Annotated in this window: 12 protein-coding genes, 3 tRNA genes and 1 other RNA gene; 11 read left to right on the forward strand and 5 right to left on the reverse strand. The window is 66.2% G+C overall.

What is annotated here, in order from left to right; all coding sequences use genetic code 11:
- The first annotated feature begins 326 nt into the window (after positions 1-326).
- Both KNW02_RS18725 and KNW02_RS18730 read left to right on the forward strand, forming a co-directional pair.
- Complete coding sequence (locus tag KNW02_RS18725; protein ID WP_252734109.1) at positions 327-632, forward strand: HU family DNA-binding protein; 306 nt, start codon at positions 327-329, stop codon at positions 630-632.
- Positions 633-683: 51 nt separating this feature from the next.
- Positions 684-758: transfer RNA gene (locus KNW02_RS18730), tRNA-Val, on the forward strand.
- A gap of 88 nt (positions 759-846) precedes the next feature.
- Here the strand turns inward: KNW02_RS18730 and tyrS are convergent.
- Entirely contained in the window at positions 847-2,091 is a 1,245-nt protein-coding gene (gene tyrS / locus KNW02_RS18735; RefSeq protein WP_216034729.1) for a tyrosine--tRNA ligase, read from the reverse strand.
- A 60-nt stretch (positions 2,092-2,151) separates the two neighbouring features.
- Between tyrS and KNW02_RS18740 the strand changes: the two genes are divergently transcribed.
- The 3 genes from KNW02_RS18740 to KNW02_RS18750 all read left to right on the forward strand — a co-directional run bounded on the left by KNW02_RS18740 (position 2,152) and on the right by KNW02_RS18750 (position 3,535).
- Positions 2,152-3,288: an anhydro-N-acetylmuramic acid kinase gene (locus KNW02_RS18740; protein ID WP_216034730.1), complete on the forward strand. Its 1,137-nt coding sequence runs from the start codon at positions 2,152-2,154 to the stop codon at positions 3,286-3,288.
- A gap of 67 nt (positions 3,289-3,355) precedes the next feature.
- A tRNA-Asp gene (locus KNW02_RS18745) sits at positions 3,356-3,432 on the forward strand.
- Positions 3,433-3,458: 26 nt separating this feature from the next.
- A tRNA-Asp gene (locus KNW02_RS18750) sits at positions 3,459-3,535 on the forward strand.
- 107 nt (positions 3,536-3,642) lie between these two features.
- Here KNW02_RS18750 and KNW02_RS18755 read toward each other — a convergent pair.
- From KNW02_RS18755 to KNW02_RS18765, 3 genes are all read right to left on the reverse strand, one after another.
- Positions 3,643-4,530, reverse strand: coding sequence for a DNA adenine methylase (locus KNW02_RS18755; RefSeq protein WP_216034731.1), 888 nt, complete (start codon positions 4,528-4,530; stop codon positions 3,643-3,645).
- A gap of 105 nt (positions 4,531-4,635) precedes the next feature.
- Positions 4,636-4,732, reverse strand: an RNA gene (gene ffs, locus KNW02_RS18760) — signal recognition particle sRNA small type.
- A 55-nt stretch (positions 4,733-4,787) separates the two neighbouring features.
- Entirely contained in the window at positions 4,788-6,680 is a 1,893-nt protein-coding gene (locus KNW02_RS18765; RefSeq protein ID WP_216034732.1) for a bifunctional 2',3'-cyclic-nucleotide 2'-phosphodiesterase/3'-nucleotidase, read from the reverse strand.
- Between the two features lie 231 nt (positions 6,681-6,911).
- Here KNW02_RS18765 and KNW02_RS18770 point away from each other — a divergent pair, with 231 nt between their 5' ends.
- Positions 6,912-7,466 carry a hypothetical protein gene (locus tag KNW02_RS18770; RefSeq protein WP_252734098.1) on the forward strand — a complete coding sequence of 185 codons (555 nt, stop codon included), beginning with the start codon at positions 6,912-6,914 and terminating at the stop codon, positions 7,464-7,466.
- A 12-nt stretch (positions 7,467-7,478) separates the two neighbouring features.
- Here KNW02_RS18770 and KNW02_RS18775 read toward each other — a convergent pair whose 3' ends face one another.
- Entirely contained in the window at positions 7,479-8,333 is an 855-nt protein-coding gene (locus KNW02_RS18775) for a prephenate dehydratase (protein ID WP_216034733.1), read from the reverse strand.
- 121 nt (positions 8,334-8,454) lie between these two features.
- On the opposite strand from KNW02_RS18775, the gene KNW02_RS18780 reads away from it, so the two are divergent.
- The 5 genes from KNW02_RS18780 to KNW02_RS18800 all read left to right on the forward strand — a co-directional run bounded on the left by KNW02_RS18780 (position 8,455) and on the right by KNW02_RS18800 (position 14,934).
- A complete protein-coding gene (locus KNW02_RS18780; protein WP_216034734.1) occupies positions 8,455-8,982 on the forward strand; it encodes a c-type cytochrome in 528 nt (175 codons plus the stop codon).
- A gap of 145 nt (positions 8,983-9,127) precedes the next feature.
- Complete coding sequence (locus KNW02_RS18785) at positions 9,128-11,008, forward strand: extracellular solute-binding protein (RefSeq protein WP_252734100.1); 1,881 nt, start codon at positions 9,128-9,130, stop codon at positions 11,006-11,008.
- Between the two features lie 115 nt (positions 11,009-11,123).
- Positions 11,124-12,197, forward strand: a complete 1,074-nt coding sequence (locus KNW02_RS18790) for a microcin C ABC transporter permease YejB (protein ID WP_216034736.1) — start codon at positions 11,124-11,126, stop codon at positions 12,195-12,197.
- Positions 12,197-13,300 carry an ABC transporter permease gene (locus KNW02_RS18795; protein ID WP_216034737.1) on the forward strand — a complete coding sequence of 368 codons (1,104 nt, stop codon included), beginning with the start codon at positions 12,197-12,199 and terminating at the stop codon, positions 13,298-13,300. Before KNW02_RS18790 ends, KNW02_RS18795 begins: the two co-directional genes overlap by 1 nt.
- Complete coding sequence (locus KNW02_RS18800) at positions 13,297-14,934, forward strand: ABC transporter ATP-binding protein (RefSeq protein ID WP_252734102.1); 1,638 nt, start codon at positions 13,297-13,299, stop codon at positions 14,932-14,934. The genes KNW02_RS18795 and KNW02_RS18800 overlap by 4 nt, the downstream gene beginning before the upstream one ends.
- The last annotated feature ends 142 nt before the right edge of the window (positions 14,935-15,076 follow it).

Here is a 15,076-nt window from a genome sequence, read left to right on the forward strand (position 1 = left end):
TGGCATCAGCCATGGGAGGGTCTCCTGATGAAAGGTTGGTCTTCAGCAACCAAACCTTCCCATCAGGGGGCCATTCCCGCCAACACAGACACCTCTCCCGCGTCAGCGGCTTCGTTCAATCATGAACTCTCCCATCAGAAGATAATCCGCCCGCACCCGCACCGCCCCGCGGCTGCGGGTTCGCTCAATCGACACCCTTCGGCCTTTTGATTCACGATGTTGTTCGGATTAGTGGTTGACGTTGCGTCAATTGCACGCCACCCTAAACCAAAAGTCTTAGTTCTTCGAGGATGACCTCTTTCATGAGAAAAGATCCGATGGGGCAAATGCGTTCGAAAGACCGGTCCGGCGACAGTTCCCGGGCCCCCCAGCCTGCGCTTGTGGTGCAGAAGAAGGATTTCGTGGACCGCGTCGTTGCCGCCACCGGGGCCAAGAGGTCCGAGGCGCGTCCCATCATCGAGGCGACGCTTGAACAGCTGGGCGAGGCTTTGTCAGCCGGCCAGACCCTCGCGGTGCCGCCCCTGGGACGTGCCCGGGTCAATCTCGAGAAGGATCTGCGCGGGGGCGATGTCATCACGCTGCGCCTGCGCCGGAAGGCTGCGGCGTCGCGTGACGTGGCAGAGGCGAAATAGCCGATTGCCCCCTTGCATCGCGCCGAAGCCGGGGCTAAAAGCCCGCCCACCGGGTGATTAGCTCAGCGGTAGAGCGCTTCGTTCACATCGAAGATGTCAGCGGTTCAAATCCGTTATCACCCACCATCATCCCCTCTTGTCCAGGACCTTGCCGCAGCCCCGGCGGCCCGTGCGCCGGGGGCCGTGAGGCGCGACACGCGCCCCGCCGCCTGCCTCAACCGATCTGCACCATGCGGTGCTTCTTGCGGCCGACCGAGACCTTCAGCCCGTCCCCGATCAGCGCGGCATCGACCGGCATCTGCGGATCGGCCACGGGTTCGTTGTTCAGCCGCAGCCCGCCCTCGGCGACCAGCCGCTTGGCTTCCTTGCCGCTGGCGGTGATGCCGGTCTGCACCAGCATCTGCACGACCGACAGCCCGCCCTCCAGCGCCGATGCCGGCAGGGTCGCGATCTCCAGATCGCCGCCGGCGCCGCCCTGTTCAAAGACCTCGCGCGCCGTCGCCTCGGCGCTGGCCGCGGCCTCGGGGCCGTGCAGCAGGGTCGTCACCTCATTCGCCAGCCGCACCTTGGCCTCGTTGATCTCGGATCCCTGCAGGGCGCCCATCCGGTCGCATTCCGCGACCGGCAGTTCCGTGTACAGCTTGAGGAAGCGGCCGACATCGGCATCGGTGGTGTTGCGCCAGAACTGCCAGAACTCATAGGGCGACAGCATCTCGCCATTCAGCCAGACGGCGCCGCCGGCGGATTTCCCCATCTTGCGCCCGTCCGAGGTGGTCAGCAGCGGCGAGGTCAGGCCCCAGATCACGGCGTCATCGACGCGGCGGGTCAGGTCGATGCCGTTGACGATATTGCCCCACTGGTCGCTGCCGCCCATCTGCAGCCGGCAATCATGGCGGCGGTGCAGTTCAAGGAAATCATAGGCCTGCAGGATCATGTAGTTGAATTCCAGGAAGGACAGCGACTGTTCGCGGTCCAGCCGGGATTTCACCGATTCGAAGGACAGCATGCGGTTGACGCTGAAATGCCGGCCGATGTCGCGCAGGAATTCAAGATAGTTCAGCCCGTCCAGCCATTCGGCGTTGTTCAGCATCATGGCGCCGTCATCGGCGTAATCCAGATAGCGCGCGAAGACCCGCTGCATGCCGTCGATATTCGCCTGGATCGCGGCCTCGTTCAGCAGCGGCCGTTCCTCGGACCGGAACGAGGGATCGCCCACCTTGGTGGTGCCGCCGCCCATCAGCGTGATCGGCCGGTTGCCGGTCTTCTGGAACCAGCGCAGCATCATGATGTTCAGCAGATGCCCGACATGCAGGCTGGCCGCCGTCGCGTCATAGCCGATATAGGCGGTGACCGGGCCGTCCAGCAGCGCCTGATCCAGCGCCTCGATATCGGTGCAGTCGGCCAGATAGCCGCGTTCGATCATCACGTGCAGGAAATCGGACTTGGGGGCGTAGGTCATGGGCTGTTTCCTTCTGATCGCGCCGGATATACCGGCGGGGCGGGCAAAGGGAAAGGCGCGATGATCCGGGTTCTGGGGATGATGTCGGGCACCTCGTTGGACGGGGTGGACGCGGCGATGATCGACACCGACGGCCGGCGCATCGCGGGTTTCGGGCGCGCAGGTTTCCGGCCCTATTCCGACAACGAATCGGCGGTGCTTCACGCCGCCCTGGGCGCCTGGCCGGACGAGGCCGGCGTGGCAGAGGCGGCCGAGATCTCGGTCGCCGGGCATGCCGCGCTGGCCGCCGATTTTCCCGAGGCCGAGTTGATCGGCTATCACGGCCAGACGCTGGCCCATGATCCGAAGGGGCGCGGCACGCATCAGGCCGGGAACGGGGCGGCGCTTGCGCACGCGACCGGGCGCCCGGTGGTCTGGGATTTCCGCCACGAGGATGTGCGGCGGGGCGGCGAGGGTGCGCCGCTGGTGCCGTTCTTCCACTGGGCCTGCGCAGACTGGGCGGCCGGGCAGGGGCTGTTGCCGCGCGCGCCGGTGGCCTTCCTGAACCTGGGCGGGGTCGGCAATATCAGCTGGGTCGATCCGCGCGCCCCTGCACCCGAGGCCGCGGGCGCCTGCCTGGCCTTCGATACCGGCCCGGCGAATGCCCCGATCAACGACCTGATGCGCGCGCGGCGGCGGCTGGCGCAGGACAGGGGCGGGGCGCTGGCGGGCTCGGGGCGGGCCGACATGGACATCGTGGCCGCGTTCCTGCGTCATCCCTATTTCCAGCGGCCGCCGCCGAAATCGCTGGACCGCGATCAGTTCTCGATGCTGCCGGATGCGGTGGCGGGGCTGGCGGATGCCGATGCCGCCGCGACGCTGGTCGCCGCGCTGGCGGGCGCGGTCGCGGCCGGCTGGCGCTGGCTGCCGACGCCGCCCGAGACGCTGCTGGTCTGCGGCGGCGGGCGGCATAACGCGGCGATCATGGCGGCCCTGAACGCGGCGCTTGAGACCAGCGTGCAGCCGGTCGAGGCCGCCGGGCTGGACGGCGACATGCTGGAGGCGCAGGCCTTCGGCTGGCTGGCGGTGCGGGTGTTGCGGGGTCTGCCGATCTCGGGGCCGATGACGACGGGGGTGCCCGAGCCGGTCTGCGGCGGCCGGATCAGCCATCCGCGCCGGCCGGGCCGGGGCGGCGATATTTTTCGACAGCAGGCTTGACGGGGCGATGCGGGCTGCGTAAACCGCGCCTCACCCCGACGGGCGATCGGTCGGGGAAGGTGAGTGTGCGGTTGTAGCTCAGTTGGTTAGAGTACCGGCCTGTCACGCCGGGGGTCGCGGGTTCGAGCCCCGTCAACCGCGCCACTTTCACCTCTCGCCCGGATATATGTGCGGTTGTAGCTCAGTTGGTTAGAGTACCGGCCTGTCACGCCGGGGGTCGCGGGTTCGAGCCCCGTCAACCGCGCCATTTCCCCAAATCCCCCACATCACGCAACCGAAGACGGGCGTTTCTGTCTTGTCTGGGCTTGTGCCAAGCCTGCCACCCGGCAGCGAAGTGAGGGGTTTCGACAGGTTTCAGGACCTCGCCCTGACCCGTCGTGCGGCGCCGGCGTCGTTCACGGGGTCTATCAGGCCGGTCGAAAGATAAAGGCTCTCGACCGTCTCGGCCCGCCTGCCCGACAGGGTGGCCTGCGACGAGGGACCGGCCTTCAGCAGCAGCCGCGCCAGCCCCAGATGGTCGGGCAGCGGCGGCCCGTATTCCTTGTCTCCGGTCATCCCGTCATAGGACAGCAGAAAGCGGATCCCGCGCGCGTTCAGCGATGCCAGCCCGGCGATCAGCGCCTCCTGCCGCAGCTGCTGATGATAGCGCTTGTCGCGCCCGACCGAGGTTCCAAGATAGGGCGGGTCCATATAGACAAGGCTGGACGGCCCCGCATCCGCGGTCGTGTCAAGCCAGTCGCCGGTGCGGAACTCGGTCCTGCCCGCCAGCAGCGCGGAGACGCCCGTGATCGCCGCCCGCATCCTGTCGGGGCGCATCCCGAGGCGGCGCCGGTCGGCCGATTGCGTGAACCGTCCCGCGCCGTTGAAGCGCACCGCGTTCTTCACGCAGCGGCAGATCAGATACAGCAGATCGACCGGCTCGCCGTCGCTGTTGAAGCGGTCCCGCACGCGGTTGAAATAGCCGGGATCACCCTCTCTCTGCCCCTCCCAGACTGCCTGATAATGCGCCGCCGTCCGCTCCGGCCGCTCGACGATGGCGCGCAGCAGGCAGATCATCGGGGCAAGGCTGTCGCCCAGCACGTATCGTTCGGCCAGCCCGTGATGGGCGGCATGGATCGTCATGGCGGCCGAGCCGCAGAACGGCTCGTAGAATGTCCCGATCCCGCGGGGCAGGTATCGGCCGATGACCGGGGCCAGCTTTCGCTTGCTGCCCTGATAGGGGATGGGGTGTGGCAGGGGCATTCCGTCGATCCTTTTGCGACTTCTAGCCCGCGCCGCCGAAGGGCGTAAAGCAGGGCCGGCCGACATTCCTGCCGTGTCAGAAGTAATCGGATCAGAGATGGTAGGGGTGAGAGGCTGGACAACGACCCAAGCGGGACCCGTTACGGCTGCTTCCTTCCGGACCTGACCGGGTTGGCGAGGCGCCTGCCCGCGCCAACCTCTCGCGGCGAGAGATAAGCCGCAGGCGGGCGCAATGCAAGCCCGGGCGCCGGGGCCGTTCAGAGAAACAGGCGCAGCCGCGCGAAACCCTCGGGATTGCTGCCGACATGCTCGAGTCGCAGGTCGTGACGGGCGGCGATCCGGTCCAGATGCCGCAGCCCGCCCGGGCCGGTGTCGAACAGGGCCGAGGATCCCGGCATCGGCTGAAAGCGCCATTGCGGGGGTGCCTCGATGGCGATGCGGCGGCGGCGGCGCACATATTGCCGCAGGATGTCGCGGGTCAGTTCCTCGCCCTGCAAGGCGATCTCGTTGCCGGTGACCAGCGGGCTGAACAGGCCGCAGCCGGCTAGGCGGTAGGAATTGGTCGCCAGCAGGAACCGATCCTGCCCGGCGACGGGGCGGCCATGCCGGCGCAGATCGACGATCCGCCGCGCCTGCGGGTTGATCAGCCGCCCGTCGGGGGCAAAGCGGGCCGGGGCGGACAGGTCGATCCGCCAGCTTACCCCCTCGACCATGTCGAAATTATAGCAGGGAAAGGCCGGATCGATCAGCGGGCTGTCGGTGTCGCCCGGGCGGATCCGGTGAAACAGGCTGGCCGAGCGTTCCAGCCACTCGGCCAGCTGCGCGCCGGTCAGCGCGACGGCGCAGATGCGGTTGGGAAAGACATAGAGGTCGCTCAGGTTGCGCAGGCTGAGCCGGCCGGGCAAGACATCGGTGTAATACTGCGGCCCGCCGCGCCCGCCGGCACGAAAGGGGGCCGAGGCCGACAGCAGCGGCAGCCCCTGCCAGCGCGTGCCCTGCAGGCAGCGCCGCACATGCCAGCGCTGCGCCATGTTCACCAGCCGCTGCCCCGGATCATGCCCGATCAGCGCGAAATAGCTGTTCAGGGCCGAATCGCTGTGGCCGACCCGGCGGCGCAGATGCCGCAGGGTTTCGCGATGCGCGCCCAGGACCGGGCGGGCGATCTCGGTAGCATTGGGCAGGGCCGGGTCGACGGCCTCGGCCCGGCTCAGGAACCGCGCCACCCGCCAGCCCCCGGCGCCGTCCTCCTGCAGGCGCAGGTCGATGATGCCCAGATGCGAGCCGCCGAAACCGGCCATCACCGCCGGCTTGCCCGCCAGGGCGCCGGCCTCGGGGTCGATGCCGGGGGCGGGCGCGATATCGGGGCCGGGAAAGACCTGATGCGTATGGCCGGCGATCACGACATCGATGCCCGGAACCGCCGCCAGCGCGGCCGAGGCGTTCTCCATCCCCGGGTGCGGCAGTGGACTGCCGATGCCGCTGTGGCACAGCGCGACGATGATCTGCGCCCCTTCGGCGCGCAGGGCCGGCACCAGTTCGCGCGCGCTGTCGAGAATGTCACCGCAGCTCAGCAGGTCGGTCAGGTCGCGATCCCAGTCGGCGGTCTGCGGCGGCAAAAAGCCGATGACGCCGATGCCCAGCCCGACCCGGCCGCCACGCCCGTCGCACAGCTGGCGGCGCAGGATCGTGTATCGGGCAAAATCCGGGCGGCGGTGCAGCCGCAGATTGGCGGCCAGAAACGGAAAACCCGCCCGCGAGGTCACCGATTGCAGAAAGGACAGGCCGAAACTGAAATCGTGATTTCCCAGGGCCGCGGCATCATAACCAAGCGCATTCATCGCCGCGATGGCCGGATGCAGCCGTCGCGGCGACCGGGCATGCGCGCTGGCGGCCAGATCGCCCATCGGCGTGCCCTGAAGGAAATCGCCATTGTCCAGCAGCAGGCAGTTCTGCACCTCGCCCCGGCGCCGCGCGATCAGCGAGGCGGTGCGCGCCAGGCCGACGCGGTCGCAGGGACGGTCGGCGAAATAGTTGTAGGGCAGCACGTTCATGTGCATGTCGGTGGTGGCAAGAATGCGGAGATCGAGCCCGGCCCCGGCCGCTGCGGCCGGGCTTGCGGGGCGCGATATCTGGCCTCTGCCTTCTGGCATCGGTGGCTCCGTCACCACGGGAATCGCGGGTTTCGGCCCGGTCCGGCCGGCATCCCGCCTGCTGCAACAGCTTACGCGGGAAAGGCAACATAACAACCTGTGATTGTGTAATTTATGTCAGCAATCCTTTTAAGTGTGGCATTTCAGTCAAATTGACCAAAAGGACAGGATTTCACATCGGCAAGAATCTGCCATAAGGGCGTCGTGTAGCGAGTGTCCGTGGCGATGTTGATGACTTGGTTGAACAGTGCTCCTGGTTTGGAATATGAGACTGCACGCGCATTGAGTGAGCGGCGCAGGAACAGCATTGTTAACGGATTGTTTGAAATGAAATTTTCAACGCGATTTGACGTTGACGACACAGCGGACGAGTTGTTCCGTGCGATTGCAGATCATCACCGGCTTGAACGTATGCTGATGCGCCGTGGTGCCCGGATCACACGGATCGACCCTGCGCTGGAGCCGGGGGCCGGGATCGCTTGGCTGATCGGTTTCGACTGGCGGGGCCAGCCGCGTAACCTGCGTCTGGATGTGACCCGTCATGACCGGCCGGAGCGGTTGTCGATGGCCGGAATGTCGGATGCGTTGGAAGTTGTGATTGACGCGACCGTGATCGCACTCAGCCGGGCACGGTCGCGTCTGATCTTTGAAACCACCATGCAGCCGCGCAACATGCGGGCACGGCTGATGCTGCAGACGGCCAAGCTGGCCAAGCCGCAACTGGACCGCAAGTTCGAACGCCGCATCGGCGAGTTCCTGTCGGACATGCGCGCGGCCACGGCCTGACCGCAGGCCGTCCTAGCCCTGCTGCTGCAGTTGCGCCTGGCGCAGCGGGTCGGCCGGATAGACCCCCAGAACATTCATCATCGAGGTGAAATAGGCCAGTTCCTCCAGCGCCCGGCTGACATTCGGGTCCTCGGGATGGCCCTCGATATCGGCATAGAACTGCGTCGCGGTGAACACCCCGTCGACCATATAGCTTTCCAGCTTGGTCATGTTGACGCCGTTGGTGGCGAATCCGCCCATCGCCTTGTAGAGCGCGGCCGGAATGTTGCGGACCCGGAAGACAAAGCTGGTCAGCATCCGCTGGCCCCGCCGCGCCCGATTCGGCTCGCGCGACATCAGAAGGAAACGGGTGGTGTTGTTCTGCCGGTCCTCGATCTGGTCGGCCAGCCGCTCCAGCCCGTAGATCTCGCCGGCCAAGGGCGAGGCCAGCGCCGCCAGCGCCGGGTCGCCCCGCGCCGCGATCTCCCTGGCCGAGCCGGCGGTATCGGCGCCGGTGATGCCGCGAATCCCGTGCTTGCGCATGAAGCCGCGGCACTGGCCCAGAAGGACGGTATGGCTCATCGCCTCGCGCACCTCGGACAGCGGCGTTCCGGGCACGGCCAGCAGGCTGATATGCACGCGGACAAAGGCTTCGTCGATGATATGCAGCCCGGATTCGGGCAGCAGGTGATGGATGTCGGCGACCCGCCCATAGGTCGAGTTCTCGACCGGCAGCATAGCCAGATCGGCCTCAAGGCTGCGCACCGCCTCGATCACATCCTCGAAGGTGCGGCAGGGCAGGGCCTCCATCCCGGGCCGCGCCTTGCGGCAGGCCTCGTGGCTATAGGCGCCGGGTTCACCCTGGAAGGCGATGCGGTTCGTGGTCATGACGGCGGTTCCGCTGATCGAATTTTGACTGCCCGGCGGTAACTATACCTTGATCCGGCAAAGCGAAAGCGGATAGATACCCCACGGATTGACGAGCTTACCAAGGCGGGGATTGCACGCGATGTTCAACACCATGACCGTGACCAAGGCTGCCGGCGCGCTGATCGGCTCGCTGCTGTTTCTTCTTCTGGCGAACTGGGCGGCCGGCGCGCTCTATACCGTCAGCGAGCCGTCGCATGACGGCGAGGCCGAGCAGGCCTATTCGATCCCGGTCGAAGAGGGTGGCGACGGCGGCGAGGCCGCAGAGGAACAGATCGATTTCGCCACCTTCATGGAAGCCGCCGACCCGGCCGCGGGCGAAAAGGGCTTCGGCAAGTGCAAGGCCTGCCACAAGCTGGACGGCAGCGACGGCGTCGGCCCGCATCTGAACGGCGTGGTCGGCCGCGATGTCGCCTCGATCGGCGGCTTTGCCTATTCCGACGGCATGGTCTCCCATGCCGGCGAGGCGCCGCAATGGACCCCCGAGGCGCTGCAGGAATTCCTCGAGAATCCGAAAGGCGTGGTGAAAGGCACCAAGATGTCCTTCGCCGGCCTGAAGAAGCCCGAAGACCGCGCCGACCTGATCGCCTATCTGCAGGCGCAGCAATAGGCGCGAGCTTTCCAAATCTACGGACCCATGCAGGGCGCGGCCATGGTCGCGCCCTTTCGCATGCGGGGGGGGCGCTCACGAAAACGCGGCTTGATCGCCGGGGCCGCGCTGCCCTAGCGTTGCGGCAATGCCAACGGAGGTTTCTATGCGTCTGATTTCACCGCTTATCGCTCTGGCCTTGGCTTTCGGGGCAGGGGCCGCGGCGGGGCAGGACCAGGCGCAGGCGCAGCCGGCCACGGGGGACGAACAGGTCACCCGCGCGCATGGCTATGCGATTGTCGGCGACCTGAAACTGCCCGCCGATTTCCCCTATCTGCCCTATGTGAACCCGGATGCGCCGAAGGGGGGCTATATCGTCGAATCCGTGCCCAACACCTCGAATTTCGACAATTTCAACCCGTTCACCTTCAAGGGCCGCCCGGCGGTCTTCGCCTCGACCATGCTCGAGGCCATGCTGGGCCGCGACAGCAGCGATTTCGGATCCTCCTACTGCCTGCTGTGCGAGACGCTGGAATATCCCGAAAGCCGCGACTGGGTGATCTTCAACCTGCGCCCCGAGGCGCGCTTTGCCGATGGCACGCCGGTGACGGCGGGCGATGTCGTCTTCAGCGTCGAGACCATGCGCGAACAGGCCTCGACCGGAACCAAGCTGCTGATCCAGCAGCAGATCGCCAAGGTCGAGGCGATCGACGACCGGACCGTCAAGTTCTATTTCACCCCCGACTATCCGCGGCGCGAGGTGATCACCTTCGCCGGCGGTCTGCCGATCCTGTCGCGCGCCGATTTCGCCGCGCGCGACCTGCGCCTGGATGAGCCGATGGACAAGCCGCTGGTCGGGTCGGGGCCCTATGCGCTGACCGGCTGGAACATGGGTCGCTGGGTCGAAGTGACCCGGCGCGAGGATTACTGGGGCGAGGATCTGCCGCTGAATATCGGGCGCAACAATTTCGACCGCATGCGTTACGAATATTTCGCCGATTACGATGCCGCGTTTCAGGCCTTCACCGCCGGCGAATACACTTTCCGGCGCGAGAACAGCTCGATCAAATGGGCGACCGCCTATGATTTCCCGGCGCAGGACAAGGGCTGGGTCAAGGTCGAGACGCTGCCCGACAACAGCAGCGTCAGCATGCAGGCATGGGTCTTCAACCTGCGCCGCCCGAAGTTTCAGGATCCGCGCGTGCGCCGGGCCATCGGGATGATGTTCAACTTCCAGTGGACCAACGAAAAGATGTTCTACGGCCTCTATTCCCGGCCGGACAGCTATTGGGAAAACAGCGCGCTCGAGGCGACGGGCCTGCCCTCGGATGCCGAACTCGCACTGCTCGAGCCGCTGCGCGACGACCTGCCCGGGACGGTCTTCACCGAAGCCGCCGCCAGCTGGCCCGGGGGCAGCGAACAGCCGCGCGACCGCCGGATCATGCGGCAGGCCGCCGCCCTGCTGGATGAGGCGGGCTGGACCATCGACGATGACGGGCTGCGCCGCAATTCGGAAGGCGAGGTCCTGCGCGTAGAAATCATGAACGATTCCGTCACGTTGGACCGCATTCTTAATCCTTATATCGAAAACCTGCGCGCGGTCGGCATCGACGCCGTCAATTCCCGCGTGGACAATGCCGAGGCGCAGGCCCGCGAAAGGGCGCATGATTTCGACATGACCTCGACCTTTCTGGGCCAGTCGCCGATCCCCGGCGCCGAGATGCTGCCGGTCTTCGGCAGCGAATTCGCCTCGTCCGAAAGCAACCTGATCGGGCTGACCAACCCGGCCATCGACGCGCTGATGAAGCATGTCGAACTGGCCGAGACGACCGAAGAGATGACCACCGCCGTCCATGCGCTGGACCGGGCCCTGCGGGCGATGTATCTGGCCGTGCCGCAATGGTACAACGCCGATCACTGGGTGGCCTATTACGACATGTATGAACACCCCGAAACGCTGCCCGATTTCGCCCTTGGCCAGATGGATTTCTGGTGGTTCAACCCGGAAAAGGAAGCCCGGCTGAAGGCGGAGGGCGCGCTGCGCTAGGGTCCGGGGCGGCTTCGCGCTTGATTTCCCCGCCCGGATTGCGGACAAGGCGGGACAATCCAGAAGGGCCGCAAAGGTCCGTATCGTTCCGAGGGGCGGGCAGAAGGGCAGGCGAATGGGTGCCTATATCCTGCGGCGTTTGCTGCTGATCATCCCGACACTGATCGGCATCATGCTGGTCAACTTCACCCTGACCCAGTTCGTCCCCGGCGGCCCGATCGAACAGATCGCGGCGCAGTTGCAGGGCGAGGGTGATGTGTTTCGCAACATCGCGGGCGGCGGCGATACCGGCGGCGGCACCGAGGAACAGTATCAGGGCGCACGCGGCCTGCCGCCGGAATTCATCGCCCAGCTTGAAAAGGAATTCGGCTTCGACAAGCCGCCGGTCGAGCGGTTCCTGTCGATGCTGGGCAATTACCTGCGCTTCGATTTCGGCACCAGCTGGTTTCGCTCGATCAGCGTCATTGATCTGGTCAAGGAAAAGCTGCCGGTCTCGATCACGCTGGGGCTGTGGTCGACGCTGCTGGCCTATCTGATCTCGATCCCGCTGGGCATCCGCAAGGCGGTGAAGGACGGCTCGCGCTTCGATACCTGGACTTCGGGCGTCATCATCATGGGCTATGCGATCCCGGCCTTCCTGTTCGCGGTCCTCTTGATGGTGCTGTTCGCCGGCGGCAGCTACTGGAAGATCTTCCCGCTGCGCGGCCTCGTCAGCGACAATTTCGCCGATCTCTCCACATGGGGTCAGATCAAGGACTATGCCTGGCACGCGACGCTGCCGGTCATCGCCAGTTCGATCTCGGGCTTTGCCACGCTGACCCTGCTGACCAAGAACAGCTTTCTGGACGAGATCAACAAGCAATATGTGATGACCGCGCGGGCCAAGGGCCTGGCCGAGCGCCGGGTGCTGTATGGCCATGTCTTCCGCAACGCCATGCTGATCGTGATCGCGGGCTTTCCGGCGATGTTTCTGGGCATGCTGTTCGGCGCCTCGATCCTGATCGAGACGATCTTCTCGCTGGACGGTCTGGGCCGGCTGGGCTTCGAGGCCGCGGTGCAGCGCGACTATCCGGTGATCTTCGGCACGCTTTACGTTTTCGGCCTGCTGAGCCTCGTGGTCGGGATCCTGTCGGACATGATGTATGTCTTCGTCGATCCGCGCATCGACTTTGAATCGAGGGCCGGCTGATGGCGGTCTCGGAACTCAACCGCCGCCGCTGGCGCAATTTCCGCCGCAACGGGCGCGCCTTCTGGTCGCTGGTGATCTTCGCCCTGCTGTTCGTGGTCGCCATGTTCGCCGAACTGGTCGCCAACGACAAACCCATCGTCGTCAGCTATCGGGGCGACCTCTATTTCCCGGCCTACCGGTTCTATCCCGAAACCGCCTTCGGCGGCGATTTCGGGACCGAGGCGATCTATCGCGACGAGGCCGTGCAATGCCTGATCGTCACCGGCGGCCGGCAGGACTGCTGGGACACGCCCGAGGATCTGATCGCGGCCGTGAAGGGTGGCAGCAGCGACGTGCCGCAGGACGAACAGGGCTGGATGATCTGGCCGCCGGTCCCCTATCACTACAAGACCATCAACAATGTCGGCACCGCCCCAAGCGCACCCGACGGCGATCACTGGCTGGGCACGGATGATACCGCCCGCGACGTGCTGGCGCGCGTGATCTACGGCTTCCGCACCTCGATCCTGTTCACCCTGATCGTGACCGTGATCGCCTCGACCATCGGCATCGCCGCCGGCGCCATCCAGGGCTATTTCGGCGGCCGCACCGACCTGATCTTCCAGCGCGTGCTGGAAATCTGGGCCTCGACGCCGGGGCTTTACGTCATCATCATCCTGTTTGCGATCCTCGGGCGCAGCTTCTGGCTGCTGGTCTTCGTCACCATCCTCTTCGGCTGGCCGGCGCTGGTCGGCGTGGTCCGGGCCGAGTTCCTGCGGGCGCGGAACTTCGAATATGTCCGCGCCGCCCGCGCGCTCGGGGTCAGCGACCGCAAGATCATGTTCCGCCACATCCTGCCCAACGCCATGGTGGCGACGCTGACCATGCTGCCCTTCGTCGTCACCGGCACGATCAGCGGGCTGGCGGCGCTGGACTACCTCGGCTACGGGCTGCCGGCCTCGGCGCCCTCGCTCGGGGAACTGGCGCTGCAGGCCAAGCAGAACCTGCAGGCGCCCTGGCTGGCCTTCACCGCCTTCTTCACCTTCGCCATCATGCTGTCGCTGCTGGTCTTCGTCTTCGAAGGCGTCCGCGATGCCTTCGACCCCCGGAAGACCTTCAAATGAGCCTGGCCCCCGACATGGCAGACCTGCCCGCCGCAGCCGCCGCCGACGCGGTGCTGGAGGTTCAGAACCTGAAGATCGGCTTCCGGCAGGAGGGCAGGACCGTGCCCGCCGTCAAGGGCGTCAGCTTCCGCATCGGCCGGGGCGAGACGGTGGCGCTGGTCGGCGAATCCGGGTCGGGCAAGTCGGTCACCGCGCTCTCGACCGTGCAGCTTCTGGGCGATTCCGCCGTCATCGAAGGCTCGGTCCGCTATGAGGGGCGCGAGATGGTCGGCGCCCCCGAAAGCGTGCTGCGCGACATCCGCGGCAACGACATCAGCTTCATCTTCCAGGAGCCGATGACCTCCCTCAATCCGCTGCACACGATCGAAAAGCAGCTGGCCGAAAGCCTGGCCCTGCATCAGGGCCTGCGCGGCGAGGCGGCGCGGCGGCGGATCGTCGATCTGCTGACCCGCGTTGGCATCCGCGACCCCGAAACCCGGCTGGCCGACTATCCGCACCAGCTCTCGGGCGGCCAGCGCCAGCGGGTGATGATCGCCATGGCGCTGGCCAACGGCCCGGACCTGCTGATCGCGGATGAGCCGACCACGGCGCTGGACGTGACCATCCAGGCGCAGATCCTCGACCTGCTGGCCGAGTTGAAGGCCGCCGAGGGGCTGTCGATGCTGTTCATCAGCCACGATCTCGGCATCGTGCGCCGCATCGCCGACCGGGTCTGCGTGATGAAGGACGGCGAGATTGTCGAACAGGGTCCGGTCGAGGCGATCTTCGCCGACCCCCGGCACGACTATACCCGCAAGTTGCTGGCGGCCGAACCCAAGGGCCTGGCCGATCCGGTGCCCGAGGGCGCCGAGGTGATGGTCGAGACGCGCGACCTGAAGGTCTGGTTCCCGATCCAGCGCGGCCTGCTGCGCCGCACCATTGGCCATGTGAAGGCGGTGAACGGCGCCACCCTGTCGGTGCGCGCGGGCGAGACGCTGGGCATCGTCGGCGAATCCGGCTCGGGCAAGACCACGCTGGCGCTGGCGATCATGCGGCTCATCGCCAGCGAGGGACCGATCCTGTTCATGGGGCAGGACATCGCCGGCTGGGGCGCGGGTCAGCTGCGCCGGCTGCGCCGCGACATGCAGATCGTGTTTCAGGATCCTTACGGCAGCCTCAGCCCGCGCATGACGGTCGAGCAGATCATCGCCGAGGGCCTCGGCGTCCACGGCGTCGAGCCGGGCCGCAACCGCCGCGAGATGGTTCGCGACATCATGGTCGAGGTCGGCCTCGAACCTTCGGCCATGCACCGCTATCCGCATGAATTCTCGGGCGGCCAGCGCCAGCGCATCGCCATCGCCCGGGCGATGATCCTGCGCCCGAAACTGGTGGTGCTGGACGAGCCCACCTCGGCGCTGGACATGACCGTGCAGGTGCAGATCGTCCAGCTTCTGCGCGGCCTGCAGAAAAAATACGGCCTCGCCTTCCTGTTCATCAGCCACGACCTGCGCGTGGTCCGCGCCATGTCGCATCAGATCCTGGTCATGCGGGCGGGCGAGGTGGTCGAACAGGGACCGGCCGCCCGGATATTCGAGGCACCGCAACACGACTACACCCAACGGCTGCTGACGGCCGCACTCAACCCGGGCGGCTAGGTCGTGTGGGCTCTTGGGATTGAACGAAGCCGCTGACGCGGGAGAGGTGTCTGTGTTGGCGGGAATGGCCCCCTGATGGGAAGGTTTGGTTGCTGAAGACCAACCTTTCATCAGGAGACCCTCCCATGGCTGATGCCACATC

Source organism: Paracoccus marinaquae, assembly GCF_018860165.1.
Lineage (GTDB): Bacteria > Pseudomonadota > Alphaproteobacteria > Rhodobacterales > Rhodobacteraceae > Paracoccus > Paracoccus marinaquae.

Bases quoted from the DNA above. Each gene is read 5' to 3' on its own strand.
- KNW02_RS18725 (WP_252734109.1), top strand. From the start codon at position 327: ATGCGTTCGAAAGACCGGTCCGGCGACAGTTCCCGGGCCCCCCAGCCT.
- tyrS (WP_216034729.1), bottom strand. From the start codon at position 2,091: ATGACCTACGCCCCCAAGTCCGATTTCCTGCACGTGATGATCGAACGC.
- KNW02_RS18740 (WP_216034730.1), top strand. From the start codon at position 2,152: ATGATCCGGGTTCTGGGGATGATGTCGGGCACCTCGTTGGACGGGGTG.
- KNW02_RS18755 (WP_216034731.1), bottom strand. From the start codon at position 4,530: ATGCCCCTGCCACACCCCATCCCCTATCAGGGCAGCAAGCGAAAGCTG.
- KNW02_RS18765 (WP_216034732.1), bottom strand. From the start codon at position 6,680: ATGCCAGAAGGCAGAGGCCAGATATCGCGCCCCGCAAGCCCGGCCGCA.
- KNW02_RS18770 (WP_252734098.1), top strand. From the start codon at position 6,912: ATGACTTGGTTGAACAGTGCTCCTGGTTTGGAATATGAGACTGCACGC.
- KNW02_RS18775 (WP_216034733.1), bottom strand. From the start codon at position 8,333: ATGACCACGAACCGCATCGCCTTCCAGGGTGAACCCGGCGCCTATAGC.
- KNW02_RS18780 (WP_216034734.1), top strand. From the start codon at position 8,455: ATGTTCAACACCATGACCGTGACCAAGGCTGCCGGCGCGCTGATCGGC.
- KNW02_RS18785 (WP_252734100.1), top strand. From the start codon at position 9,128: ATGCGTCTGATTTCACCGCTTATCGCTCTGGCCTTGGCTTTCGGGGCA.
- KNW02_RS18790 (WP_216034736.1), top strand. From the start codon at position 11,124: ATGGGTGCCTATATCCTGCGGCGTTTGCTGCTGATCATCCCGACACTG.
- KNW02_RS18795 (WP_216034737.1), top strand. From the start codon at position 12,197: ATGGCGGTCTCGGAACTCAACCGCCGCCGCTGGCGCAATTTCCGCCGC.
- KNW02_RS18800 (WP_252734102.1), top strand. From the start codon at position 13,297: ATGAGCCTGGCCCCCGACATGGCAGACCTGCCCGCCGCAGCCGCCGCC.